Here is a 24,692-nt window from a genome sequence, read left to right as displayed (position 1 = left end):
CCCATGATCGGCATCCGCCGCCCCACGGTTCTGCCAAGGGCGAAACTCCGCCTGGGCCAGGTGTGCCCCGGGCCACCACGGGCAAAGACCCGATCCTAGTCTTCAGCTGTGGTTGAGATCGCCCCTTACGGCACCTGGACGTCTCCCCTGTCGGCCGCCGATGTCGCGGCTTCGGGAGTCAGCGCGCAATGGCTCGGAACGGCGGGAGACGAGGTCTGGTGGGCCGAAGCGAGAACCGGTGAAGGCGGTCGCGTCACCCTCGTGAGGTGCCGCGCGGACGGCACTGTCGAAGACGTCCTTCCCGCTCCGTGGAACGTCCGGAACCGCGTGCACGAGTACGGCGGCCGTCCCTGGCTCGTGCTCGGCGACGTCCTCGTCTTCACCCACTGGGCGGATCAGCGCGTCTACCGCCGAGACCTGACCACCGGCGCGACCGCACCTCTGACGCCGGAACCGGCGGCCCGGCACGGGATCCGCTACAGCGATCTCCGGCCCGGCGCGGACGGCGAAGTGTGGCTCGTCCGCGAACGCAGCACCGGCCCCAGGCGCGTCGACATCGCACGGGACCTCATCGCGGTCCCCCTCGACGGCGGTCCGGAACGGGTCCTGACGGCCAGCCATCACTTCCTCACCGCCCCGCAGCTGTCGCCCGACGGCGCGCGTGCGGCGTGGGTCGGCTGGAATCACCCCGCGATGCCTTGGGACGGCACGGAACTGTGCGTCGCCGAGATCCGCGGGGACGGGACGTTCGGACCCCACCACGTCCTCGCGGGTGCGGCCGACGTCTCCGTCTGCCAGGTCGAATGGGAGTCGGCCGACAGCCTGCTGGCACTGCTCGACCCGGACGGCTGGTGGAACCTGCACCGCGTCGGGCTCGACGGCACCGTCACGAACCTGGCGCCGTCCGAGCAGGAGATCGGCGGCGCGCAGTGGAAACTCGGCGCACGCTGGTTCACGCCGGTCGGGGACGGCCGGTTCGCGGTCATCGCCTCGGGCAAGCTCGCCGTCCTCGACGAGACGACGCGGGAGGTCACCCCGGTCGCGGCGGCCGCCGACCTGACCGCGTGGTCCACCAACGGTTTCGCCGTCCACGAAGGCGGCGTCGTCGGCGTCGCGGCGGGCCCGGAACGCGAAGGCGCCGTGGTGAAGGTCGATCTCGAACGCGGGACGGTGACAGAACTCGCGCCATCGCCCGAACCGCCGTCGTCCGCCTATCTGTCGACGCCCGTGGAGCGGGTCTTCAAAACCGGCGACGGCGACCAGATCCCGGCCTTCGTCTACCTGCCCGCGAACGCCGACTTCACCGCACCGGAGGGGGAACGGCCGCCGCTGTTCGTGTACCCGCACGGCGGGCCCACCGGCCGGGACAGCGCGGTGCTCGACTCCGAGATCGCCTACTTCACCAGCCGCGGGATCGCCGTCGTCACGGTGAACTACGGCGGCTCCACCGGCTATGGACGCGCCTACCGTGAGCGGCTGCGGGAGCAGTGGGGCGTCGTCGACGTCGCGGACTGCGTCACCGTCGCCGAAGCACTGGCCGCCGAAGGCACCGTCGACGGCGACCGGCTGGCCATCCGCGGCGGCAGCGCGGGCGGATACACCTCCGCCGCTTCGCTGACCACCACGACGACCTACCGCGCCGGCACCGTGATGTACCCGATCCTCGACCTCGATCAGTGGACCGGCGACGGCGGCGAGACGCACGACTTCGAGTCCCGCTACCTCGACGGACTGGTCGGCCCGCTGCCGGAGGCCGCACAGCGCTACAAGGACCGCTCACCGATCAACAACGCGGGCACCCTCGCCGGCCCGCTCTTGTTCCTGCAAGGCCTCGAGGACGAGATCTGCCCGCCGGAGCAGGCGGACCGGTTCGTGGCCGGGCTCGCGGGGCGGGGAATCGATCACGCCTATCTGAGGTTCGAGGGCGAGCAACACGGTTTCCGGAAAGCGGAGACGATCGTGGCCGCGCTCGAAGCGGAGTTGTCGTTCTACGGCCAGGTCTTCGGTTTCGAGACGCCCGGCGTGCCGAAGCTGCGGCTGAGCCGGTGAAGCCGCCGAAGACACGGCCGGGCGACACGATCGCGCTGGTCGCTCCGGCGGGTCCGGTCCCGGTGGAACTGGTCGAGAAGACGCTGCCCGTCCTGCACGGCTGGGGCGTCGAGGTCCGCGTCGGCGAGTGCGTCCGCGCGGCGCCCACCGGCTACCTGTCCGCACCCGACGAGGCGCGGGCCGCCGAGTTCACCGAGGCATGGCTGGATCCGGGGGTGACCTGTGTCCTCGCCGCCCGCGGTGGCTACGGCTCGCAGCGCATGCTCGACCTGGTCGACTGGGCGGCGTTGCGGGCGGCCGGGCCCAAGATGTTCGCCGGGTCGAGCGACGTGACCGCGCTGCACCGCGCCGTGAACGTCCACTTGGGACTGGAGACGCTGTTCTCTCCCTTGCCCGCGACCACCCTGTTCGACGACGTGGCCGCCGAACATCTGCGGTTGTCGCTGTTCGAACCGGACGAGGTACAGACGATCACCTCGCCGACAGGGTCGCCGCTCGTGCCGGGCGCCGCGACCGGGACGCTCATCGGCGGCAACCTCGCCCTGCTGGCCTCGGGCCTCGGTGCCCCGGAGCAGGGCTCGGCGCGGGACGCGATCGTGCTGCTGGAGGACGTCACCGAGAGCGCGTACCGGATCGACCGGATGCTGACCCAGCTGCTGCGTTCGGGCTGGTTCGACGGCGTCCAGGGGATCGTTCTCGGCTCGTGGGCCGCATGCGGTGATCCCGGGGCGATCCGCGACCTGATGCTCGACAGGCTGGGGCCGCTCGACGTGCCGACGGTCTGGGATTTCGGGTTCGGGCACGTCCCGGCGTCGCCGACCATCCCTCTCGGTGCGCGGGCCACCCTCGACGCCGACGCGGGCACGCTCGTGGTTTTGCCATAACGGCAACGGAACTGGCGGATCCGGCCGGTTCGGAGGCATCTTTCGGTCATGGATTCCACACAGCAGTTCTGGGAAGACTTCTACCGGGACAAGGACCAGGTCTGGAGCGGCAAGGCGAACCCGCTCCTCGTGCGTGAGGTCGCGGCGCTGGCGCCGGGAGCGGCGCTCGATCTCGGCTGCGGCGAAGGCGGCGACGCGATCTGGCTCACGCAACAGGGATGGCGGGTCACCGCCGTCGACATCTCGGACGTCGCGCTGAAGCGTGCCGCCGGGCACGCGGCCGAAGCCGGTGCCGACGGCATCGTCTGGGAGCGTCACGACCTGGCGAAGTCGTTCCCGGAGGGACAATTCGACCTCGTCTCCGCGCAGTTCTTCCACTCCCCCGTCGCCGTGGACGACGAACGGGACAAGGCACTCCGCCGCGCCTCCGAGGCGGTCGCTCCCGGCGGCACGCTGATCGTCGTCGGCCACGCGGGCTGGCCGACGTGGCTGGAAGAGCCGCCGCACAAGGACTTCCACTTCCCGACACCCGCCGAGGTCCTCGAAGCGCTCGCGCTGGCCGACAGCGAGTGGACCGTGGAGTTGAAGGAAGTCGTGACGCGCGATTTCCCAGGCCCCGAGGGCCAGGAGGGAACCCGGTCGGACAACGTGCTCCGCGTGCGGCGCGCTGCCTAGGTACCGTTGACCGCATGCGATTGACGCCTGCGGAAGCCAGGTCGAGGTTCGAGGGCGAGCGGATCGCGCGGCTGGCGACGACGGGTTCGGACGGTGTGCCCCACCTGGTGCCGGTGACTTTCGTCGTCGAAGGCGATTCGGTCGCTTTCGCGATCGATCACAAGCCGAAGAGCACGACGGCGTTGCGGCGGCTGAAGAACATCGCCGAGAACCCCGCGGTCAGCTTCCTGACCGACCATTACGACGAGGACTGGGCCGGACTGTGGTGGGCGCGGGCCGACGGGGTCGCCCGGGTGCTGACCGATCCCGACGAGCAAGCGCTGCCGGCGCGGTTGCTGCGGGAGAAGTACCCGCAGTACGAGGCGCAGCCGCCTCCGCATGCCGTGGTGAGCACGCTCGTCCGCTCCTGGAGCGGGTGGCGGGCGTCTTAGCGTTTTTGTCGTGTTGCCGTTCTGTGGCAACACGATGCCGATTGCCCGGCCGTATAGGTCGTTATACACTTTGGTGACCGGATCCCAAGTACGTGAAGGCCCCCTTCCTTGCGTCTAGCGCAAGGAAGGGGGCCTTCACGTACTTCCAGCGTCAGGAACGCGGGGCCTCGGCGGGCAGGAACTGCTCCACCGGCTTCCCCCGCCAGGCGGCGATGATCCCCAGCGGATCCGGCCGCAGCAGCGAAGCGGCCGCGTACACGCTCGCGACGACGACACCCGCCATGAACCACCAGTCGTACAGCGCCTGCTCGCCGGTCGGGTAGTACACCAGCGTCACGAACACCGACACCGCGACGACGACGGCAAGGTTCCGCCGACGCCATTCGAAGGCGGACAGGACCACGAAACCCCAGGTCAGGTACCACGGCAGCGAGGGCGGTGGGACGATCGCACCGGCCAGCAGGACGATCGCCATCCGGTGGATCGCCGGGTTGCCGCCGTTGCGGGCCAGCCACCACTGGCGACCGGCGAAGACGAACAGGCCGACCATCGCGATCGCCCGGAACACGGTGACGAACGGCGAGACCTCGACGTCGATCACCAGGTTCACCAGCGAGTAGACGATCTCGCCGATCCCGGTCGGGAAGTTCATCCAGTTCGCGATCAGCGTCGGCGCCTTGAGGCCGCCCAGCCAGCCGAGGTTGACCGAACCCAGCGAAAGCCAGGTGCCCGCGACGAACACCGGCAGGAAGATCCCGACCGACGCGGCGCCCGCCCGGAAGAAGTTGACCACCTTCCGGTCGCCGGGCAGGTGGTTCGCCCAGACCCAGACCAGGAACGGCAGCGCCCACGCCGCGGTGGGCTTGATCAGCATGCCGATGGTGACCAGGACGATCGCGACGACGTGCTTGCGTTCCAGCGCGGCCAGCACGCCGACGGTGAGGAAGCCGAGCATCAGCAGGTCGTTGTGCGGTCCGCCGACGAGGTGGATCACCGTCATCGGGCTGGCGATCGCGAGCCACAGGGTGATCGGCAGCTTGCCGCCGAGGTGCTTGACCAGCCGCGGCAGCGACCACAGCATCCCGACCAGGCCGATCATCAGCACCAGGCGGGTCGCGATGACGCCGGCGATCATGTCGTTGCCGGTGACCGCGACGATCCACTTGGCGAACAGCAGGAACAGCGGACCGTACGGCGCGGGGGTGGTCTGCCACAGCGGGTGGACGTTCTGCACGACGTCCGGCAGCACGGTCAGTTCGGCCGGGCCGTTGGCGTACGGGTCGAGCCCGTTGAGCAGCTGCGCGCCCTGCGCGAGGTAGGAGAAGACGTCGCGGGTGAACAGCGGCGGCGAGACCAGGAGCGGCGCCATCCAGCAGGCGGCGGCGATCACGATCGGACGGCTGCCGATCCGGCCGGCGAGCGCGTAGCGGCCCAGCCGGACCCAGGCCCAGATGATCAGCGCGAAGCCCGTGTAGAGCATCGCGTTGGCCAGCATGCGGCCGTGGCCGTAGCGGATCCACGACAACGGTCCGTGGCCCAGGACCGGGTCACGGATGAGGATGCCCCCGGCGCCGAGCGCGGCCAGCATCAGCAGCGTGCTGCCGATGGTCCCCATCGCGATCGTGCGGTACGGGAACCGGGATGGCACCCGGAGCCGCTCGCCGAGCGAACCGGCCGAGGGCGTCTGCGGGGTGTCTGTCGTGGTCGCCATTTCGAGATTGGAGGTTACACACCGCGCCTGTGCGAGTGCGCGGCAATGGGTATCTTCCGCGTCGGGCACGGGAATTCCGTCGCTCAGCGGTCGACCGCCGCTCGCTGGGCGGTGCCACCGGGAAGCGCGGCGAGCAGCGACTTCGTGTAGTCGTGTTCGGGGTCCAGCAGGACCTCTTCCACGGTACCGACCTCCACCAGCTCACCGCGGTACATCACCGCGACGCGGTCGGCGATGTTCCAGGCCAGCCCGAGGTCGTGGGTGATCACGAGCCCGGCGAGACCCAGCTCACGTCGCAGGCGCAGCAGCAGCGCGAGGATCTCCCCCCGCACCGACGCGTCGAGCGACGCCACCGGCTCGTCCGCCACGATCACGCCAGGGTCCAGCGCGAGCGCACCGGCGATGACCACGCGCTGCCGCTGCCCACCGGACAGTTCGTGCGGGAGCCGGTCGAGGAACTTCTCCGCGGGCCGCAGTTCCGCCGCTTCGAGCGCCTTGGTGACGATCTCGTGCTCGTTCGCACCCATGCCGTGGATGCGGGGGCCTTCCGCGACGGCCTCGTACACCGTGTGGTTCGGGTTCAGCGCGCTGGTCGGATCCTGCAGGACCAGCTGGACCTGCCGCCGGTACGCCTTGAGCCCGGCACCACCGAGCGGGACCGGCTTGCCGTCGTACCGCACCGCGCCGGAGTCGGGTTTCTGCAGCCCGAGCAGCGTCCTGGCGAGGGTCGTCTTACCCGAGCCGGACTGGCCGACGAGCGCGACGATCTCGTCCTTCCGCACCTGGAGGGTGACCCCGGCGACGGCGTTGATCCGCTTGCCCGTGCGGTCGCGGAAGCTGACGCGCAGGTCTTCGGCCTCCAGCAGCGCGGGCTGCTCACCGGAGCGGTCGGGTTCCGGCGGCAACGGGGTGCTGGTGGCGGGCGCGAACCGGGACACCGGGTCGCCGACGGTCGGGAACGCGGCCGCGAGCGCCTTGCTGTGCTCGTGACGCGGCGCGCTCATCAGCTCCGCGCTCGGCCGTTCCTCGACGATCTCGCCGTCGTACATCACCGCGATCCGACGGCAGGTCGCGGCGAGCACCGACAGGTCGTGGCTGATCATGATCAGCCCGATCCCCTGCTCCGCGACCAGCCTGCCCAGCAGGTCGAGCACCTGCGCCTGCACGACGACGTCGAGCGCGGTCGTCGGCTCGTCCGCGATGATCAGCCGCGGCGAACAGGCCAACGCCATCGCGATCATGACGCGCTGCTTCTGCCCGCCGGACAGCTCGTGTGGGTACGCCCCGGCCCGGCCGGGCGGCAGGTCGACCTGTTCGAGCAGTTCCGTGACCCTGGCCTGGACCGCGGCGTCCGACAGCGCCTTGCCGCCGGGCGGGTGCAGGCGGATCGGCTCGGCGATCTGCTCGCCGATCTTGCGGACCGGGTTGAGCGCGTGCATCGCGCCCTGGAACACGACCGACGCCTCGGCCCAGCGCACCGCGCGCAGCCGTCCCCACTTCATCGCCGTGACGTCTTCGCCGTCCAGCAGGATTTCGCCGCTGACCTTCGCCGAACGCGGGAGCAGCCGCAGCACGCTCATCGCGACCGTCGACTTGCCCGAGCCCGACTCCCCCGCCACCCCGAGGGTGTCGCCGGGTTCGAGGACCAGGTCGACACCCCGGACGGCGGCGACCTCGCCGCCACCGGTGGCGTAGGTGACGCCGAGGTTCTTCAGTTCCAGCAAGGGGCTCATGAGTGCTGTCCCTTCAGGCGCGGGTTCAGCACGGTTTCCAGCGCACGTCCGACGAGGGTGAAGGCGAGGACGACCACGACGATCGCGATACCCGGTGGCAGCAGGTTCCACCAGGCGCCCTTGCTGATCGCGCCGTTGTTCAGCGCGGACTGCAGCATGGCGCCCCAGGAGACGGTGTTCGGGTTGCCGACGCCGAGGAAGGCCAGTGTCGCGTCCGCGATGACCGCGTTGCCGACGACGAGGGTGGTGTTGGCCAGTACGAGCGGCATGACGCCGGGCAGCACGTGCTTGCCGACGATGTGCAGGTGGCCGCCGCCGAGCGCCTTCGCGCGCTCGATGTACGGACGGCCCTCGATCGTCAGGGTCTGCGCCCGGACCAGGCGCGCGGTGCTCGGCCAGGCGGTGACACCGATGGCGACGATCACCGTCAGCGTGCCCTGCTCCAGCACCGAGGCCAGCGCCACGGCGAGCACGAGCGACGGGAGCACGAGGAAGAAGTCCGTGAACCGCAGCAGCAGGCCGGACAGCCAGCCGCCGAAATGCGCGGCCGCGATGCCGATGACCGTGCCGATCAGTACCGAAAGGAACGCCGCCGAGAAGCCGACGAGCAGCGAGATCCGCGCGCCCCAGAACGTCATCAGCAGGACCGAGCGGCCGTCGATCTCGGTGCCCAGCCAGTACTCCCCGCTGGGCGGGTTCAGGGAACCGCCGGTGGCCTTGGTGACGTCGAGCCCGGACTCGTCCGAGATCACCGGGGCGAGGATGGCCAGCACCGTGATGACGCCGAGGAAGGCCAGGCCGAAGACGCCCGCCTTGTTCGTGGTGAATTCGTGCCAGTGCTTCGCCACGGCCGCGCGACGGCGGCGCCAGACGATCGAGCCGGGTTTTTCCGCTGTGGTCATGCCGTCCGCACCCTGGGGTCGAGCACGCGGTAGAGCAACTCCGCGAGCAGATTCATCAGCACCACCGAGCCCGCGAGGACGACGAAGACGCCCTGCAGCACAGGCAGATCAGGGCCGCGCAGCGCTTCGTAGAGCAATTGCCCGAGGCCCGGCCAGCTGAACACGGCCTCGACCGAGACAGCGCCAGAGACCACCATGCCGAACTGCATGAAGACCAGCGTCACCGTCGGCAGCAGGGCGTTGGGCACGGCGTGCCGCTTGCGGACCAGGTCGTCGCGCAGGCCCTTGGCGCGCGCGGTGGTGAGGTAGTCCGAATTCATCTCGCCGATCAGCGACGACCGCATGACCAGCATGTACTGGGCGTAGAACACCACCAGCAAGGTCACGCACGGCAGCACGAGATGGTGGAGGACGTCGAGCCCTTCACTGAAGAAACCCGGCTCCACGTCCGGGGAATGCATGCCCCGGCTCGGGAACAGGCCGTTGGTGGAGACCAGCAGGATGAGCCCGAGCCAGAACTGCGGGACCGACCACAGGGTCAGCGCGAGTCCCGTTTGGACCTTGTCGAACCTGCTCCCCCGGCGCCAGCCCGCACGGATGCCGAGCCACAGGCCGAGGGCGATCGCCAGCACGGTCGCGCTGCCGACGAGCAGGATCGTCGGCCACAACCGCTCGCCGATCATGTCGGCGACCGGGCGCTGCTGAAGGTACGAGCCGCCCATGTCGCCCTGGAGCAGAGCGACGACGTAGTCCCAGAACTGCTGGAGCAGCGGCTTGTCCACGCCCATCCGCTCCCGCAGCTCCGCGATCATCTTCGCGTCGGTCGGCCGGTCGCGGACCATGAACCGGACGGGATCGCCGGGCAGTGTCCGGAACAGGAAGAAGCCGAGCACGACGACGAGCGCGAGGCTCGCCAGCGCGCCGCCGATCTTGGAGAGAACGAACCGGGTGGTGCCGGTCCCCCCTCGGCGCTCGTCGGGATCGACGAGCGCCGAGGTCTGGTCGAGAGAACTGAGTGCCTCGGTCAACGCTGTCCTTTACTCCCGGTCGTCGGCGGACTTGCCGCGCCGTCCGAGCAGCACTCCGCCGCCGACGAGCACCACGAGCACGACCGCGCCGATGCCGATCCACAGTCCGGTGTTGCTGCCACCGTCCTCGGAACTGGCCGCGGCCGCGTCGGCCGGGGTCGCGCCGTAGACGCCCCAGTAGCCGGTCTGCTCGAGGATCGCGCCGTCGGGCTGCGGCTGCTTGGCGAACGAGGCGAACTTGTCCGAGCGGTAGGCCTCGAGCACGTTGTCGTAGTCCAGGACGACGTCGACGTACTGGTTCGCCAGCACGGCCTGGGCCTGCTTGACGATCTCGGCGCGCTTGGCCGGGTCGAACTCGGTCAGCTGCTTCTTGTACAGGTCTTCGAACTGCGGGTCGCAGAAGAAGGTCGCGCTGCTGCCGCCGTTGCCTTCGGCGTTCGGGCGGGCGGCGCAGGTGTTGAGCGACAGCGCGTAATCCGGGTCCGGCGAAGTGCCGTAACCGGAGATCGCGAGGTCGTAGTTGCCCGCGGTGGTGCGGTCGTTCAGCTCGTCGTCGGAAACGAGTTCCTGCTTGACGCCGATGCCGGCGTCCTTGAGCCAGCCGGAGACGAACTGCGCGGTCCGCTGGTCGAACGGGCGGTTCGCGTGGCCGGTGAGCCGGAACTCCAGCTTCGCCCCGCCGGGGCCGACGCGGATGCCGTCGGGTCCCTTGGCGAACCCTGCCTGGTCGAGCGTGGCGTTCGCGGCGCCGATGTCGAACTTGGTCTTCTCGGCATCGCCCGGGGACCAGGTGTAGGCCTTGTAGATCGCGGGCACGACGCCGGTTCCGGGCTGGCCGTAACCGCTCATCACCCGGTCGACGATCGCCTGGGTGTCGATGGCCTGCGCGATCGCCTTGCGGACGCGGATGTCCTTCAGCAGCGGATTGCCGTCACCGATCGGCTGGTCGGCGACGTTCTTCACGCCGAAGTTGAGGATGATCTCGTTGTACCGGCGCCCCGGCGCCTTGTTCGTGGTGATGTTCTTCTCGCCCTTGAGCGCGTCGAACTGCGTCGGCGTGAGCCGGTTGATGACGTCGACCTCGCCCTGCTTGAGCGCGTTCACCGCCGCCTCGGCGTCCTTGAACTGCAGCAGCTGCAGCTCGTCGACCTTCGGCGCGCCACGCCAGTAGTCCTTGTTCGCCTTGAACTTCACGAACTCGTTCTTCTTGTACTCGGTCAGCAGGTACGGGCCGCTGCCGACGCCGACCACAGCCATCTCGTCGGTCGAGGGGGCGTTGAGGTCCTTGATCGGCTCCCAGATGTGCTTGGGCACGATCGGGACGTCGAGCGAGGTCATGCTCGACTGCGGCGCCTTGGTCTTGATGACGAGCGTCTTGTCGTCCGGAGCCGACACCGACGCGAAGTTGGTGACGTAGCTGCCGTTCGCGGTGCGGGCGTTCTCGTCGTCGAGCATCCGCTGGAAGGTGTACGCCGGGTCCTGCGCGGTCACCGGCTTGCCGTCCGACCACTTCATGCCCTGGCGGATGGTGAAGGTCCAGGTGAGCTTGTCGTCGGAGGTCTTCCACGACTCCGCGACCCCGCCGGTGGGCTGGGTGTCCTCCGCCGAAGGCAGCGTGAGGAACTCGTAGTTGAACCGGCCGACCTGCGTCGCCGCCGACAGCGTGGCGGTGAAGGGGTTCAGGTGGTCGATCCCGGTCGTGAGCGCCACCCGTAACACCTTGCCCTGCTGCTGCGCCGCCGCGACCGGCACGAAAGGCACCGTCGCGACCGCCGAAGCGGCGAGGACCGCGACTACGCGAAGACCGCGCCGTCGCCTGGGAAAACGCTCTGTGCGCACGAAGACCACCCCATCGAAACTCGCTGTGACCCAACCCCCGAAGCGGAAAAGTAACCACATGTCGCGGTAACCGCGCAATGACTCGCCAATACCGATCGTGCACGGCGGACGTCATCGCGTGGTCAACAGCTACTTTACGTTCAGTGAACGTAGCGTTGAGTCACCAATTCCGCGCGTGAAGCGGGACCACGTGCAGTGTCCTGGGTATTCAAGGGAAGCGTGCTTGCAAAAGGCTTGCGCGCGATGATGCTCAATCGATACGTACCGGCGAAGCGCGAGCAAAGTGACGCCGCGTGACCGGACCGGACCGTACTCGCCTCAGCCGACCGGGACCTCACGCCGCCGCGCGGTGGCGGCGGCCGCGTAGAGCCACGCGAACAGCGCCCACATGCCGGCGAAGATGAGCCCGACGACCGCGTACGCGACCGTCCACAGCACGGCGGGCGTTTCCGACTTCCGCTCCCGCTGCAGGAACTCGATCTCGGACATGAACACCCGCGGCCCGGACGCCACGTCGATCGCCGGCGCGTTCGCGGCCGGGTCGGCGGGCGCGTAGATCGGGGCGAGCCCCATCATCCGGTTCGGGACGTGCACGCGGATCCCGGTCTTCCATTGTCCGAACACCGGCAGCGGCTGCGCCGTGCGGTAGACGCCGTCGCCGATCTTTTCCAGCGGCGCGGTGAAGAAGTCGCCACCCTGCCAGGCGAAGCCGTTCAGCCAGACCGAGTCGTCCGCCAGATCGGGCCGGGAGAGGGTGACGGTCGCGTCGACCCATCGGGGTGTGCCGCCACCGTGCGGGTTCGAGATCGGCTGTCCGGCCGCGGCTTCGGTCAGCCGGACGTCGGCGGTGAATCCCGGTTCCGGATCCTGCGGGACGGCGACCGACGACATCAGGACGACCGCGCCCAGCGCGCCGACCAGCCCGATCGCGTGCCGGGGGCCAGCCGCGGGCACCTGGGTCGCCGTCTCCTCCACCCGCTGGTACTGCCAGACGCCGATGAACGCGCCCGCGAGCGCCGCGCCGGTCCCGAACAGGACGAACAACGGCAGATGGGCGACCGGCCACGGGTTCGGCATCAGCCAGTGGGTGAACGCCGCCTCGGCGAGCATCCCGGCCGTCCCCACGAGCAGACCTGCGACAGCGGCGAAGGAGTAACCCTGCCTGTTCCGCATCGCCAGCGCGACGACCTCGATGATCACCGCTTCGGCGATGTACGGCAGCAGCGAGGCCACGTGCAGGTCGGCGAACAGCGGGATGACGGTGAAGGAAGCGCGGGAGGCGAGGAAGACCGCGACGACGATCAGCGCGCCGCCGGGGCCCCAGGACAGCCGTCCGTAGGTCAGCGTCCAGGCGCCGATCAGGCCGACGAGCACCACCTGGGACAGCATCGGGAACTGCGGGACGCCGAGGTCGAACTCCATGAGGAAGGCCGAAGCGCCCATCATCCAGGCGCCGGCGAGCACCGGGCCGAGCAGCCGCACGATCGGCCCGGTCGCACCGGCCTGACGGGCCTCGCCAAGCAGCAACTGCAGGCCCAGCACGACGCCGACGCCGCCGCCGATCATCAGGACGTGCGTCGGTCCCCATTCGGTGACGTCCTGGCCGAAGAGCCGGTGCCAGACGTCGTCGAGCGGGAACCCGGCGATGCCGACCAGACCGGTCGCCATCATCTGGATGGAGCCCATCGGCGCCCGCCAGTGCGGGCCGATCTTGAACGTGCGCTTGGGCAGGTTCTTCGTCGCCAGGGTCGCGCTGAGCACGCCGCTGGCGAAGATGCCCATCAGTCCGAAGTAGATCGGGTAGTGCGACGGGTTCGCGAGCGGGCCTTCGTCGCGGCCGAGTTCCATGTGGATCGGCACGTCCCAGTAGACGCCGATCAGCGCCGACATCCCGGAGAGAAAGGCGACGAACATCGGCAGCGCGGCCCAGCGCGGCAGACCGCTGAGGTCGCCCATCCAGTCGGCGACGCGACCGATGACGGTCTTCTTTCCCGCGCGCTCACGGAGGACGAAAACAGCCAGAGGCAGGAAGACCGCGGTGAACATCAGGCCCGCGATGACGATCTGCCCGAATTGCGCACCGCCCGCAGGCGGGCTCTCCTGAGCCAAGAACACCGTTGTTCGCCTTCCTGCTAACCTGAGTAACTGTTACCTTGGGGTAACACGATAGGGGCAAGGTCCCGGCCAGGCAAGCCGGGGCGTACGACTTGGAGGAACCTCGATGCGGAGGATCGGCGGGATCTGCGGGATCACCGTGGCCGCGCTGCTGGCTGTGACGGGCTGTTCGGGATCGGCCGGTTCCGAACCGGCGCCGGGCACCGGCACCCGGACCGTGAAGTTCTCGATCACCGAGGGCAAGCGCACGGCGGGCCCGGAAGAGGTCGCGGTGCGCACCGGCGAGAACCTCGCACTGGAGGTCACCTCCGACCAGGCGGACGAACTGCACGTCCACGGCTACGACAAGGCCGCCCAGCTGGCTCCCGGGGTACCGGGGACCGTCGCCTTCGCCGCGAACATCGACGGGATCTTCGAGGTGGAACTGCACAAGAGCGGCGCGGCGGTGACCAAGCTCCGGGTGAGCGGATGATCCTGGCGCACGGTCTCGGCGGCCGGTCCGACCTGCCGGTCCCGCTGTGGCTCGCGCTCTACGCGGGGGCGGCCGCCGTCGTGATCTCGTTCTTCGCGCTCACCGTGCTCTGGAAGGAACCCAAGCTCCGCGGCGCGGACGCCGGTCGCGCGCTCCCCCTCGCCGTGCAACGGTTCGCCGACAGCGGGTTCACCCGGGTCGCGCTGCGCGCGGTCGGTGTCCTGCTGTTCGCGGGGTTCCTGGCGATGGCCTGGGCCGGTCCCGGGACTTCGGCCGACAACCCGGCTCCGGCGTGGTTCTACGTCTGGTTCTGGGTCGGCCTGGTCCCGCTTTCGCTCCTGTTCGGCCCGGTCTGGCGACGGCTGAATCCACTGAGGACGGTCGCGTCGCTGATCCCCGCACGGCATCGCGAACTCCCGGACCGGCTGGGCTACCTGCCCGCGATCGTCGGCCTCCTCGCGTTTCTTTGGCTGGAACTGGTCTTCCCGCACTCGGACTCGCCCCGTGCGATCGCTCTTTTCTGCGCCGTGTATGCCGTTATACACATCGCGCTCGGGGTGGTCTTCGGTCCGCGCTGGTTCGACCGCGGCGACGCGTTCGAGGTCTACGCGCGCCTGATCGCGACCCTCTCCCCGTTCGGCAGGCGCGGCGACGGGCGTCTCGTGGTCAGGAATCCGCTGGACGGGCTGCTCACCATCTCCCCCGCGCCGTGGCTGACCGCGCTGGTATTGGTGGTCCTCGGCTCGACGGCGTTCGACGGCCTGACCCGGCTCCCCTTCTGGACGTCGCTGGACGCCGGTGTCCTCGGCGGCACCGCGGGGCTCGCGGCCTGTATCGCGCTCACCTACGGCGCCTACGCGGGTGCCATCAGCCTGACCAGGCCATATCTGCGACGCGGGTTCGACCCGTATCCGGCGTTCGCGCCGTCGTTGATCCCGATCATGGTCGGTTACACCGTCGCGCATTACTTCTCGTTCGCCGTGTTCTCCGGCCAGCAGGGCTTCGGCCGCGCGATCGACTACACGGTCGTCTCGACCGGCGTGATCGCGCTGGTGCAGATCGCCGGAATCGTCGCCGGGCACGTGCTGGCCGTAACCTCGGCACATGATCGTTCCGTCGGCGTGCTGCGCGCGAACTACGTCAAGGTGGGCCAGTACCCCATGCTGGCGCTGATGATCGGCTACACCGCGCTCGGGATCGCGCTGGTCTCCGGCTCATGACCCTCGCGGCGCGGGTGATGATGATGCACCAGGGCGGCTGGGACGAGATCCTCATCTTCGTCGGCCCCGTGGTGATCATCGGGCTGCTCATCTACGTCGCGCGCAAGCAGGTCCCCACGACACCCGAAGAGGACGACGACTAGCTCGTCATGCGACCGGGGCGAAGTCACCGCCGGCACAGGCTGCGGTGAGATCGGCGTGCGCGGACGCGCTCGACATGAAGCGACCCTGGACGACGCGGACATAGGAACCGTCCAGCGGAAAGACGAGCACGAACTTCGTCCCGTCGTTTCCGCGCAGGACTTCGCCCTTCCTCAAGTTGCCGAGGAACTCGATGATGTCGCGCTCGATCTCCTCCGCGAACTCACGCTGGTCTTCCCGCGTCAGGTCGTACAGGTCGGTGTCGATGTCATAGGTGGCGCGCTTGCCGGTCACGGGGTCCAGCACCTCGAACGCCAGTCCGAGCCAGCGTCGCGGCTCGACGTCCACAGTGGCGTGCCAAATCGAGCCGCTGAGTCGCCACCTCGCCTCGGCGACCTTCATCGCCTGAACCTCACTCAAGAAGGTCAAGAGCCGGTGGCCCGCCTCAGCCGTCATGACCGGGCCCGCCGAGAATCAGCTTCCCCGCCAGTTCCGTGACCTCGTCGCGGCTGCGAGCGCCGTGGTCCGCGGCCATGAAGTGCTTGCCGATCAACAGCGAGAACGCGAGCAGGCAGCGGGCTTCGACCTCGTCCTCGTCGGCGAAGATCTCGCGCATGAGGGACCGCAGGTAGTCCATCCGCTGGTTGTCGACCCGCCGGAGCCGTTCGGCCACCTCCGGGTCACGCCGGGCCCAGTCGCGGATCGCGAGGTCGATCGGCAGCAGGCGATCACTGGCGAGCAAGCCCGCGCGCCGGATCTTCGCCCTGGCGTCGCCGCCTTCGCGCTCGACGCTCTCGAACAGCAGGCCGGTGCTCATCCGCTCCCAGGTGGCGAGCATTTCCTCGATCAGCGCGCCGCGATCGGCGAAATGGCCGTAAAACCCGCCTTTGGTGACACCCAGCGCTTTGGCGAGCGCCTCGACGCGGACCGCGTCGGGTCCTCCGGCGGCTAGGGCGAGCAACCCCGCATCGATCCAGGCGCTCGGCGGGGTCCGGGTTTCGGCGGCCATGTGATCACCGTATCCCCCGTCACTCCCGCACCACGACGACGATATATACGCTACCGTATAGATGGCGGAGTTCACTGGGAGGAACCAACGACATGACTGTCGGATTCGTGGCCACGCACTACCCGCACACCGACCATCACGACGCTTTCGTCTCGCGCGTCCAGCGAGTGGCCGACGTCTTGCGCTCCACTCCTGGCTGCCTCGCCGCCGAATGCTGGGTCACCCCCGCCGGCGACGCCGTGGTGTCGATCGTGCGCTGGGAATCCGAGGCGGCACAGGCGGCTTCGATGCGAGCACTGGGATCCGCGGACGTGGACGTCGCCTTCGACGACCGCGAAGTCCGCCCGCGCGAGATCGTCCAACTGGTGTCGGCATGAAGCTCGCGAACACGGCCCACACGACGCGGGCTTGGCGGATCCACGAGGTCGCCGGGGACTTCGACCTCGAAGACGTCTGGGCGCTGGAAACACCCGGCGGACCTGACGACTTCGCCGAGCTGGTGAAGCAGTTCTCGTCGGGCGATTTCCCGGACGGTGCACCGCTCATCGTGCGCGCCCTGTGGTCGCTGCGCTGGAAACTCGGCGCGCTGCTCCGGCTGGACGGCCGCGACTCCGGCCTCGATTCCCGGGTCGGGTCGCTGCGCGACAGGCTGCCCGAAGGCCTGCGGGACACCCCCACGGGACCGGACGAGGACTGGCTGCCGTTCACGCCGCTGTACCTGCTCGACGACGAGTTCGCCGCCGAGATGGCGAACCGGACCATGCACGGCGTCCTGCATCTCGCGTGGATCGAGGACGAGCCGGGGCGGTATCGCGGTCAGATGGCGGTGCTGGTCAAACCCAACGGCCGGTTCGGCCGGGCGTACATGGGGTTCATCAAGCCGTTCCGGTACCTGTTCGTCTACCCCGCGCTCCTGCGGATGGTCGAGCGGGAGTGGAAGTCCCGCTAACCCCCTCGTGAGTGGTAAGGACGGTTAGAACCGCCCTTGCCACTCACGAGCCACGAACGCGCCGGCTGCTCCGCACCAGGGTCATGTCCTTCTCCCGCACCGGTTCGCGGCAGTGCGCGCACACCGTCTCCGGCGCGAGGTCCTCGCCGCACGAATGGCGCCACACCGTCGGCGGCGGCCCTTCCGTGACGTACTCGTCGCCCCACGCCATGAGGTTGAGCAGCACGTGGTTGAGGGCGTGCCCGGCCTTGGTGAGCACGTACTCGTACCGCGGCGGATGCTCTTCGTACAGCCGTTTCTCGAGGATTCCCGCCTCGACGAGCTTGCGCAGCCGCGCGGTCAGGATGTCCCGGCTCGCGCCGGTGTTGCGGACGATCTGATCGAACCGCCGCGCCCCGAAGAACACCTCGCGCAGCGCGAGCAGGCTCCAGCGCTCCCCGATCACCTCCATCGCGTTGGCGATCGAGCAGTCCCTCGGTGCTTCGGTCATACGACCAGCGTAAACCCAGTGAGTCTTGATTTCCAACCCACTCGGTGCCACAGTGAGTTGGAGAAACCAACTCACTTCTGGAGGCAGCCGTGCACGACGCGGTCATCGTCGACGCCGTCCGTACCCCGATCGGCAAGGGCAAGCCCGGCGGCGCCCTGCACGAGGTCCATCCGGTCCAGTTGCTCGCCCACACCTTGCGCAAGCTCGTCGAGCGCAACGGGCTCGACCCGGTCCTGATCGACGACGTCATCGGCGGCGCGGTCGACCAGGTCGGCGAGCAGGCCCAGAACGTCACGCGGTGGGCCGCGCTCGCGGCCGGACTGCCGGAAAGCGTGCCCGCGACCACCGTCGACCGGCAGTGCGGCAGCAGTCAGCAGGCCGTGCACTTCGCCGCGCAAGGCGTGATGGCTGGCGCGTACGACGTCGTCATCGCCTGTGGTGTCGAGTCCATGAGCCGGGTCCCGATGTGGTCGAACGTACTGCCGGGTACCGATCCCCTCGGCCCCGGCGTCGCCGAGCGCTATCCGGAAGGCTTGGTACCGCAGGGGATCAGCGCCGAACTCATCGCCGCGAAGTGGTCGCTCACCCGCGAGGCGATGGACGAGTTCGCGGTGTCGTCGCACCGGAAGGCGGCGAGGGCGCACGACCTCGGGCGGTTCGCGAGCCAGATCGTGCCGATCGAGACGCCGTCGGGCCTGGCGTCCACCGACGAGTCCGTCCGGCCCGGCACCGATCTCGAAACGCTCGCCAAACTGCGCCCGGCGTTCCAGGATCCGGGCGTGGCCGAGCGGTTCCCGCAGATCGACTGGTCGGTGACCGCGGGCAACAGCAGCCCGATCAACGACGGCGCCTCCGCCGTGCTCATCACCTCCAGCGAGACCGCTGCCCGGCTGGGCCTGCGGCCCCGTGCCCGCCTGCACAGTTTCGCCGTCACCGGGTCCGACCCGCTGCTCATGCTCACCGGTGTCATCCCGGCGACGGAGAAGGTGCTGCGGCGCGCGGGTCTGCGACTCGAAGACATCGACCTGTTCGAGATCAACGAGGCGTTCGCGAGTGTCGTGCTCGCGTGGCAGCAGGAAACCGGCGCCGATCCGGCCAAGGTCAACGTCCACGGCGGCGCGATCGCGCTGGGCCACCCGCTCGGCGCGAGCGGGACCCGGCTGATGGGCACGCTGGTCAACGCGCTGCACCACCACGGCGCCCGGTACGGCCTGCAGGCGATGTGCGAAGGCGGCGGCCAGGCCAACGCGACCATCCTGGAGGCGTTGTGACCGGCCGGCTCCCCAAGAAACTGGCGGACCATCCGTCGGTGAAGGCGGTGCTCGCCAAACCTCGCGAGAAGCCGTCGCCGGTGATCGACGCCGCCTGGCTCAGGGAGATCTGCCTCGCCGCGGGCGCCGACGACGCCGCGGCCGTCTCGCTCGATCACCCCGACCTGACAGGCGAACGCGAGCACGTCCTGCGGGCACTGCCCGGCACCAAGACCCTGGTCTCGCTCGTCGTGCGGATGAACCGTGACGACGTCCGCTCCCCCGCCCGCAGCGTGGCCAATCAGGAGTTCCACCGCAGCGGCGAGATCATCAACGAAGCCGGGCACGCGATCGTCCGGACGCTGCAGGACGCCGGGTACCGCGCGATCAACCCGTCGGCGACCTTCCCGATGGAGATGGAGAACTATCCCGGCCGGATCTGGGTGGTCGCGCACAAGACGGTCGCCGTCGCCGCCGGGCTCGGCGCGATGGGACTGCACCGCAACGTGATCCACCCGAAGTTCGGGAACTTCGTGCTGTTGGCGACGTTGCTGGTCGACGCCGAGGTGTCCACCTACGGCGAATCCCTCGACTACAACCCTTGCCTGGAGTGCAAGTTGTGCGTCGCGGCTTGCCCGATCGGAGCGATCTCGAAGACCGGCGAGTTCGACTTCCTCGCTTGCTCGACGCACAACTACCGCGAGTTCATGAGCGGCTTCACCGACTGGGCGCAGACCGTGGCCGACAGCGAGGACGCCGCCGACTTCCGGTCGAGGGTGACCGATTCCGAGAACGTGTCGATGTGGCAGAGCCTCGCGTTCAAGCCGAACTACAAGGCCGCGTACTGCATGGCCGTCTGCCCGGCGGGCGAAGACGTGCTCGGGCCCTATCTCGACGATCGCCGCGGCTTCCTCGGGACCGTGGTGAAACCGTTGCAGGACAAGGTGGAAACGCTGTACGTACGGCAGGGTTCCGCGGCCAAGGCCTACGCCGAACGGCGGTTTCCGCACAAGCCGGTGAAGGAGGTCGACGGCGGCTACCCGGCACGGTAAGGCCGGCCCCACCTCGCGTACGGGGGTTTGTCCCATGTCCGGTGCCTCGATGCCTCCCTAGTCTGGCGGCAAGGCACTGGGGAGGACCTTCACATGATCGCGACCAAGCTGGCGTTGTCGTCGCTCCGCCGTCGTCCGGCCGGATTCCTCGCGAGCTTCGCCGCGATGTTCTTCGGCGCCACGATCCTGATGACCTTCTCGTCCCTTTTGGACACCCGGACGGCCGCGGGCCCGGAAGCCGGCGAGACGCTGCTGATCATGGCGAGCGTCGTCGGAGGCTGGGGTCTGGTGATCGTCCTGTTCGCGACGCTCTCGACGCTGTCGTTGCTGATCAGGCAACGCGCCCCGGAACTGGCCTTGCTCAAGAGTGCCGGTGCGACGCCGGTACAGATCGGCCGGATGATCACCGTCGAAGCGGCGGCCGTCGCGGTTCTCGCCTCGGCCGTGTCCGTCCTGCCGTCGATCTTCGCCGGCCGATGGCTGGTCACGCTGCTGGGCGACACGGGCCGGATACCGGCGGGGCTGGACGCGCGGTTCGGCCCGATCGCGGTCTCGATGGGCACCGGCATCACCCTTCTCGCGGCGCTGGCCGCCTCGGCCGTCACCGCTCGTCAGGTGACCCGGCGCGGAGCGGTCGAGGCGATTCGCGAGGCGAGCGTCGACACCGGGCCGACCAGCCGGATCCGTGTGATCGGCGCGGTGGTCGTGCTGGCGGCGGGCCTCGGCTGCGGTCTGGCGACGATGATCGCGTTCACCGGGACCGAGCCCGCGCTGATGGCGGTCGGCGGTCAGGGCGGGATCCTCTCCGCGATCGGTTTCGCGCTCCTCTCCCCCGCGTTACTCGGCCCGATCGCCGCCGTGCTGGCCGCACCGCTGCGCCGGACGGGTGTCTGCGGTCATCTCACCGCGGCGCATCTTCGCGTGCGCAGCCGTCAGCTGGCCGGGGTACTGGTGCCGATCATCCTGTTCACCGGGATCGCGGCCGGGACGCTGTCCATGCAGGCCATCGAGAACGTCGCGGGCACCGCGCCGTCGGAGATCGCGGGGAGTATCGAGACGCTGAACTACGTCGTCGTCGGGATGATCGCGCTGTTCGCCGCGGTGATGCTGGTGAACACGGTCGTGGCCGCGGTCGTCGGGCGGCGGCGGGAATTCGGCCAGCAGCGGCTCATCGGTTCGACGCCGTCGCAGGTCCTGCGGCTGGTCGGCACCGAAGGGACCGTCCTGGTGGCGATCGGCGTCCTGCTCGGCTCGCTCGCGTCGGCCGTGACCGTGATCCCCTACAGCGTCGCCAGGACCGGCGGGCTCGTGCCGGACCGGACGATCGGGTTCTACCTCGCCATCGCCGGAATCGCGGTGGTGCTGACCCTCGGTTCGCACCTGGGCGCGGCGGCGAAGGCGATGCGCACCCCGGCGATCCAAGCCGGACAGCGAGGCTGAACCCCGCTGTCACATCCGCGCTCCGTCATCCGTCAGGGTTACGACTGATAGCGGAGAAGGATGGGGACCGTGGGCGAACACGACTGGCTGGCACGGCGTTTCGAGGGACACCGGACGCACCTGAGGGCGGTGGCGTACCGGATGCTCGGTTCGCTGAGCGAGGCGGACGACGCGGTGCAGGAGGCATGGCTGCGGCTCAGCCGGGCAGGCGGCGAGGACGTGGACAACCTCGGCGGCTGGCTGACCACCGTCGTCGGCCGGATCTGCCTCGACATGCTGCGCTCGCGCAAGTCGCGGCACGAGGACCCGGTCGGCGCACAGCTTCCCGACCCGATCATCGGCCGCGCGGGCGGGATCGATCCGGAACACCAGGTCCTGCTGGCGGATTCGGTCGGGCTGGCGCTCCTGGTCGTGCTCGACACGCTGGACCCCGCCGAGCGGCTCGCGTTCGTCCTGCACGACATGTTCGCCCTGCCCTTCGACGAGATCGCGCCGATCGTGGGCCGGACGCCGGGCGCGACCCGGCAACTCGCCAGCCGGGCCCGCCGCCGTCTGCAGGGCTCTCCGACGGTCCCGGACGCGGATCTGAACCGTCAGCGGGAAGTCGTCGACGCCTTCTTCGCCGCCGCCCGGGGCGGCGACTTCGACGCGCTGGTGTCGGTGCTCGACCCGGACGTGGTGCTCCGCGCCGAGGGCGGCGCGGTACCGGCGGGGACCTCACGCTCCGTGCGAGGGGCGGCCCAGGTCGCGGGACAGGCGCTCATGTTCCGGAAGTTCGGCGCGGGCGGGGTGCCGCGGCCCGTGCTGGTCAACGGTGCGGCCGGGATGGTCGTCACCAAGGACGGCGTGCCGCAAACGCTCTTCGCCTTCACCGTCGTGGACGGGAAGATCGCGGAGATCGACATCCTCTCCGGCCCGGACCGCCTCGCCACGCTCGACTTCGAACCCCTCGGCTGAGGTGTCGGGAAAGGGGCTTTCAAGACGTTTCCGTCCTGAAAGCCCCTTTCCTGACGTGCGCTCCCCGGGATCAGGAGGTCGGGAAGTTGTCCGCGGTGCGGATGCGGTCCCGGATCCAGACACCGGCGGGCTTCAACGGAGCCGTGCCGGTGAACGAACTGCCCGAGCAGGTGCCCGGCTTGAACACCGCGCCCGAACGGCTGTCGTCGGAGAAGTTCCAGTTGGTCCAGCTGATCTTCTTCGACGCCAGGAAGTCCAGGTACTTCTGGGAGTTGGTGAAGTCGTTCCCGCCGTCACCGCTGGCGGTCTGGGTGCCGAACTCGGTCACGAACAGCGGGATCTTGCTCGCGGCCCGGCTCAGCGCGTTGAAGTACTCGGTTTTGTGCGACGCCGCGTAGAAGTGGAACGTGTACATGAAGTTGCTGGCGCGCACCGGGTTGTTGATGATGTCGGTCTCGTTGCGACCGTCGGAGATGCCGAGCGAGCCCCACCCGTGGGTGCCCACGAGCACGACGCCGTCGGAGTCCTGGGCGCGGATGACCGGGATCATCTGCTCCGCGTAGCTGCGGACACGGTCCCAGCTGACGTTGTTGGGCTCGTTGGCGATGTCGTAGATGATGTTGGTCTTGTCCTTGTGCCGCTGGGCGATCTCGGTGAAGAACGTCTTCGCGCGGCTGAGGTTCGCGTTCGGGTCGCCGGGGGTGAGCTGGTGCCAGTCGACCAGGGCGTACAGACCCCGTTTGGTGGCTTCTTCGATGTACCCGTGCACCATGTCGGTGAACTTCCGCGGGTTGGTCTCGTAACCGCCTTCCTGGATGTACATCGAGATCCGGAGGACGTCGGCCTTCCAGTCGTTCGCCAGCGCGTCGAGCGAAGCGGTCTTCACGCATTGGCTGTACCACTGGATCCCGTGCGTGCTCATGCCACGGAGCTGGATCGGCTTGCCCGCGGAGTTGCACAGCTGGAGGCCGCAGACCTTCAGCTGTCCGTTGATCGCCGCCGGACTTCCCGGCGGCAGCGCGGCGGCTGCCTGCGTTGCGGGTTCTGTCGCGGTCTCGTTCGCCATCGACGTGCTCGCGGTGGCGATCGGGGCCAGCAGTCCGGCGGCCAGTGCGGCCGTCACCCGGAGACGGATCTTGTCCCAACGCATTCGGCTTCTCCTCTCGCGTCGGCGGCACCGGCGTTGGTGCGCCGACGGTCAGGGCGGCGGGATTAAATAGGAAACTTTCCTTACTATTGGAAAGTAAAGGAGAGATTACCCACGGGCTCGACGGACGGTCAAGACTTGACCACCGACTGTTTCACCGACCTCCGGGCATGCTCGGAGCGTGACGACCATCGTGGCCTTCCACGCGCACCCCGACGACGAAGCGCTCCTCACCGGCGGCACCCTCGCCCGCACGACGGGCACCGCGTCGTCCTGGTGGTCGCCACCATCGGGATGACGGGCGTCGACGCGCCGGCCGAACTCGACGCGAGCGCGAAGGTTCTCGTCGTCGCGCGGGTCGAGCATCTCGGCTACGCCGGCAGCGGCCACGGCGCGATCCTCTACCTGGACGCGCCGGGCTGGGTCCGCTTCGCCCGCGCGAGCACCGACGAGGGCGATCGCCGCCCTGCTCACGCCCCTGACCGGCGCACGCGGGCTCGATACGCCGCGGCCTTCACCCGGTTCTGACAGGCCAGACCACAGAACCGCTTGATCTGCGCCTGGCTCGCGTCGATGTAGACCTGATCGCACCTCGGCGCCGCGCACAGCCCGACCCGATGCGGGATGTGCTCGCCGAACGCGGCGGCCACCGACACCGCCAGCCCGGCCGCCCACTGCTGGACGAGGTCGGCCTCGGGGCTGTGGAAATGCAGATGCCACGACTGTTCGCCGTGGCGGTGCAGATACGGGCGGGCCTTGCTGTCGGTGAGCATCCGGTTGAGCAGCCCGGCCGCTTGGTCAGGCTCACCGCTGGAGAGCGACTCGATGATCTCCCGCAGCCGCGACGCGAGATTTCGCAGCCGTTCCGCCGCGAGAAGGTCGACCCGGCCGTTCCCGGATCGGGTGTCGCCGAGCGCCTCGGTGGCGGCGCGAACGAGGTCGTGGCCGCCGAGTGCGGGCTTCGGTCTGCCGTGTACGTGTCCCCCGGTCAAGGCGTTGATCAGCGCGACCCCGGTTTCCAGGTGCATCGCGTGGTGCCCGTCCAGCCTCGTCCCGTCCGGCTCGTCAGCCATCGTGCCCCTCCCCCGGGCATCACTGGTTCGCAGGATGCCTTCGGTGACGCTACCAAAGGTGAGCGTCACCCCAAGGGCGTTGAAGTCTTTCGGAGCAACGGAATCCTGCGAGGGGTGGAGCGCGA

25 protein-coding genes are annotated in these 24,692 nt (G+C 69.1%); 14 read left to right on the top strand and 11 right to left on the bottom strand.

The genetic code is table 11. The features are described 5' to 3' along the window. The first annotated feature begins 108 nt into the window (after window positions 1-108). From ACLJPX_RS05160 to ACLJPX_RS05145, 4 genes are read left to right on the top strand one after another with little or no spacing between them, the layout of a single operon-like run. A complete protein-coding gene (locus tag ACLJPX_RS05160; RefSeq protein WP_410598954.1) occupies window positions 109-2,049 on the top strand; it encodes a S9 family peptidase in 1,941 nt (646 codons plus the stop codon). Further along, window positions 2,046-2,933: an LD-carboxypeptidase gene (locus ACLJPX_RS05155; RefSeq protein WP_410598953.1), complete on the top strand. Its 888-nt coding sequence runs from the start codon at window positions 2,046-2,048 to the stop codon at window positions 2,931-2,933. The genes ACLJPX_RS05160 and ACLJPX_RS05155 overlap by 4 nt, the downstream gene beginning before the upstream one ends. A gap of 48 nt (window positions 2,934-2,981) precedes the next feature. Further along, a complete protein-coding gene (locus ACLJPX_RS05150) occupies window positions 2,982-3,608 on the top strand; it encodes a class I SAM-dependent methyltransferase (protein ID WP_410598952.1) in 627 nt (208 codons plus the stop codon). 14 nt (window positions 3,609-3,622) lie between these two features. Continuing rightward, window positions 3,623-4,039, top strand: coding sequence for a TIGR03668 family PPOX class F420-dependent oxidoreductase (locus ACLJPX_RS05145; protein ID WP_410598951.1), 417 nt, complete (start codon window positions 3,623-3,625; stop codon window positions 4,037-4,039). 151 nt (window positions 4,040-4,190) lie between these two features. On the opposite strand, the gene mptB is transcribed toward ACLJPX_RS05145, so the two are convergent. The 6 genes from mptB to ACLJPX_RS05115 form a co-directional block, all read right to left on the bottom strand. Next, window positions 4,191-5,750, bottom strand: coding sequence for a polyprenol phosphomannose-dependent alpha 1,6 mannosyltransferase MptB (gene mptB, locus ACLJPX_RS05140; RefSeq protein ID WP_410598950.1), 1,560 nt, complete (start codon window positions 5,748-5,750; stop codon window positions 4,191-4,193). A gap of 83 nt (window positions 5,751-5,833) precedes the next feature. Beyond that, window positions 5,834-7,483, bottom strand: a complete 1,650-nt coding sequence (nikE, locus tag ACLJPX_RS05135; protein ID WP_410598949.1) for a nickel ABC transporter ATP-binding protein NikE — start codon at window positions 7,481-7,483, stop codon at window positions 5,834-5,836. Beyond that, complete coding sequence (locus ACLJPX_RS05130; protein WP_410598948.1) at window positions 7,480-8,385, bottom strand: ABC transporter permease; 906 nt, start codon at window positions 8,383-8,385, stop codon at window positions 7,480-7,482. The genes nikE and ACLJPX_RS05130 overlap by 4 nt, the downstream gene beginning before the upstream one ends. Further along, window positions 8,382-9,413 carry an ABC transporter permease gene (locus ACLJPX_RS05125; protein ID WP_410598947.1) on the bottom strand — a complete coding sequence of 344 codons (1,032 nt, stop codon included), beginning with the start codon at window positions 9,411-9,413 and terminating at the stop codon, window positions 8,382-8,384. Before ACLJPX_RS05125 ends, ACLJPX_RS05130 begins: the two co-directional genes overlap by 4 nt. A 9-nt stretch (window positions 9,414-9,422) precedes the next feature. Then, a complete protein-coding gene (locus ACLJPX_RS05120; RefSeq protein WP_410598946.1) occupies window positions 9,423-11,261 on the bottom strand; it encodes an ABC transporter substrate-binding protein in 1,839 nt (612 codons plus the stop codon). 309 nt (window positions 11,262-11,570) lie between these two features. Next, entirely contained in the window at window positions 11,571-13,367 is a 1,797-nt protein-coding gene (locus ACLJPX_RS05115) for a hypothetical protein (protein ID WP_410598945.1), read from the bottom strand. A gap of 106 nt (window positions 13,368-13,473) precedes the next feature. Between ACLJPX_RS05115 and ACLJPX_RS05110 the strand changes: the two genes are divergently transcribed. From ACLJPX_RS05110 to ACLJPX_RS05100, 3 genes are read left to right on the top strand one after another with little or no spacing between them, the layout of a single operon-like run. Next, complete coding sequence (locus ACLJPX_RS05110) at window positions 13,474-13,839, top strand: hypothetical protein (RefSeq protein ID WP_410598944.1); 366 nt, start codon at window positions 13,474-13,476, stop codon at window positions 13,837-13,839. Then, window positions 13,836-15,059, top strand: a complete 1,224-nt coding sequence (locus ACLJPX_RS05105; RefSeq protein WP_410598943.1) for a hypothetical protein — start codon at window positions 13,836-13,838, stop codon at window positions 15,057-15,059. Before ACLJPX_RS05110 ends, ACLJPX_RS05105 begins: the two co-directional genes overlap by 4 nt. Continuing rightward, entirely contained in the window at window positions 15,056-15,202 is a 147-nt protein-coding gene (locus ACLJPX_RS05100; RefSeq protein ID WP_168214319.1) for a hypothetical protein, read from the top strand. The genes ACLJPX_RS05105 and ACLJPX_RS05100 overlap by 4 nt, the downstream gene beginning before the upstream one ends. A 4-nt stretch (window positions 15,203-15,206) precedes the next feature. Here the strand turns inward: ACLJPX_RS05100 and ACLJPX_RS05095 are convergent, their stop codons facing one another. Together ACLJPX_RS05095 and ACLJPX_RS05090 are read right to left on the bottom strand one after the other, a co-directional pair. Beyond that, window positions 15,207-15,602, bottom strand: a complete 396-nt coding sequence (locus ACLJPX_RS05095) for a hypothetical protein (protein WP_410598942.1) — start codon at window positions 15,600-15,602, stop codon at window positions 15,207-15,209. Between the two features lie 43 nt (window positions 15,603-15,645). Next, window positions 15,646-16,209 carry a TetR/AcrR family transcriptional regulator gene (locus ACLJPX_RS05090; protein WP_410598941.1) on the bottom strand — a complete coding sequence of 188 codons (564 nt, stop codon included), beginning with the start codon at window positions 16,207-16,209 and terminating at the stop codon, window positions 15,646-15,648. Between the two features lie 92 nt (window positions 16,210-16,301). Here ACLJPX_RS05090 and ACLJPX_RS05085 point away from each other — a divergent pair, with 92 nt between their 5' ends. Further along, window positions 16,302-16,586 carry an antibiotic biosynthesis monooxygenase family protein gene (locus ACLJPX_RS05085; RefSeq protein WP_410598940.1) on the top strand — a complete coding sequence of 95 codons (285 nt, stop codon included), beginning with the start codon at window positions 16,302-16,304 and terminating at the stop codon, window positions 16,584-16,586. Continuing rightward, window positions 16,583-17,158 (top strand): DUF2867 domain-containing protein, encoded by a 576-nt coding sequence (locus ACLJPX_RS05080; protein ID WP_410598939.1) that lies wholly within the window; start codon window positions 16,583-16,585, stop codon window positions 17,156-17,158. The genes ACLJPX_RS05085 and ACLJPX_RS05080 overlap by 4 nt, the downstream gene beginning before the upstream one ends. Window positions 17,159-17,201: 43 nt before the next feature. Here ACLJPX_RS05080 and ACLJPX_RS05075 read toward each other — a convergent pair whose 3' ends face one another. Further along, the gene (locus ACLJPX_RS05075; RefSeq protein WP_410598938.1) at window positions 17,202-17,648 is read right to left on the bottom strand and encodes a winged helix-turn-helix transcriptional regulator; all 447 of its coding nucleotides are present in this window, start codon (window positions 17,646-17,648) and stop codon (window positions 17,202-17,204) included. Window positions 17,649-17,737: 89 nt separating this feature from the next. On the opposite strand from ACLJPX_RS05075, the gene ACLJPX_RS05070 reads away from it, so the two are divergent. The 4 genes from ACLJPX_RS05070 to ACLJPX_RS05055 all read left to right on the top strand — a co-directional run bounded on the left by ACLJPX_RS05070 (window position 17,738) and on the right by ACLJPX_RS05055 (window position 22,347). Next, the gene (locus tag ACLJPX_RS05070; protein WP_410598937.1) at window positions 17,738-18,919 is read left to right on the top strand and encodes a thiolase family protein; all 1,182 of its coding nucleotides are present in this window, start codon (window positions 17,738-17,740) and stop codon (window positions 18,917-18,919) included. Continuing rightward, the gene (locus tag ACLJPX_RS05065) at window positions 18,916-19,950 is read left to right on the top strand and encodes a 4Fe-4S binding protein (protein WP_410598936.1); all 1,035 of its coding nucleotides are present in this window, start codon (window positions 18,916-18,918) and stop codon (window positions 19,948-19,950) included. The genes ACLJPX_RS05070 and ACLJPX_RS05065 overlap by 4 nt, the downstream gene beginning before the upstream one ends. A gap of 93 nt (window positions 19,951-20,043) precedes the next feature. Continuing rightward, window positions 20,044-21,390, top strand: coding sequence for an FtsX-like permease family protein (locus ACLJPX_RS05060; RefSeq protein ID WP_410598935.1), 1,347 nt, complete (start codon window positions 20,044-20,046; stop codon window positions 21,388-21,390). Window positions 21,391-21,459: 69 nt separating this feature from the next. Then, entirely contained in the window at window positions 21,460-22,347 is an 888-nt protein-coding gene (locus ACLJPX_RS05055; RefSeq protein WP_410598934.1) for a sigma-70 family RNA polymerase sigma factor, read from the top strand. Window positions 22,348-22,417: 70 nt separating this feature from the next. Here ACLJPX_RS05055 and ACLJPX_RS05050 read toward each other — a convergent pair whose 3' ends face one another. After that, the gene (locus ACLJPX_RS05050) at window positions 22,418-23,497 is read right to left on the bottom strand and encodes a glycoside hydrolase family 5 protein (RefSeq protein ID WP_101607723.1); all 1,080 of its coding nucleotides are present in this window, start codon (window positions 23,495-23,497) and stop codon (window positions 22,418-22,420) included. Window positions 23,498-23,770: 273 nt separating this feature from the next. On the opposite strand from ACLJPX_RS05050, the gene ACLJPX_RS05045 reads away from it, so the two are divergent. Next, entirely contained in the window at window positions 23,771-24,022 is a 252-nt protein-coding gene (locus tag ACLJPX_RS05045; protein WP_410598933.1) for a hypothetical protein, read from the top strand. Here the strand turns inward: ACLJPX_RS05045 and ACLJPX_RS05040 are convergent. Further along, window positions 23,965-24,567: a CGNR zinc finger domain-containing protein gene (locus ACLJPX_RS05040; protein WP_410598932.1), complete on the bottom strand. Its 603-nt coding sequence runs from the start codon at window positions 24,565-24,567 to the stop codon at window positions 23,965-23,967. The two genes, ACLJPX_RS05045 and ACLJPX_RS05040, sit on opposite strands and share 58 nt — an antisense overlap. Between the last annotated feature and the right edge of the window lie 125 nt (window positions 24,568-24,692).

This window comes from Amycolatopsis sp. lyj-90, from assembly GCF_046549035.1.
Taxonomy (GTDB): domain Bacteria; phylum Actinomycetota; class Actinomycetes; order Mycobacteriales; family Pseudonocardiaceae; genus Amycolatopsis.
The sequence above is the reverse complement of the archived record's forward strand: the minus strand, read 5'-3'. Positions and strand labels throughout refer to the sequence as shown.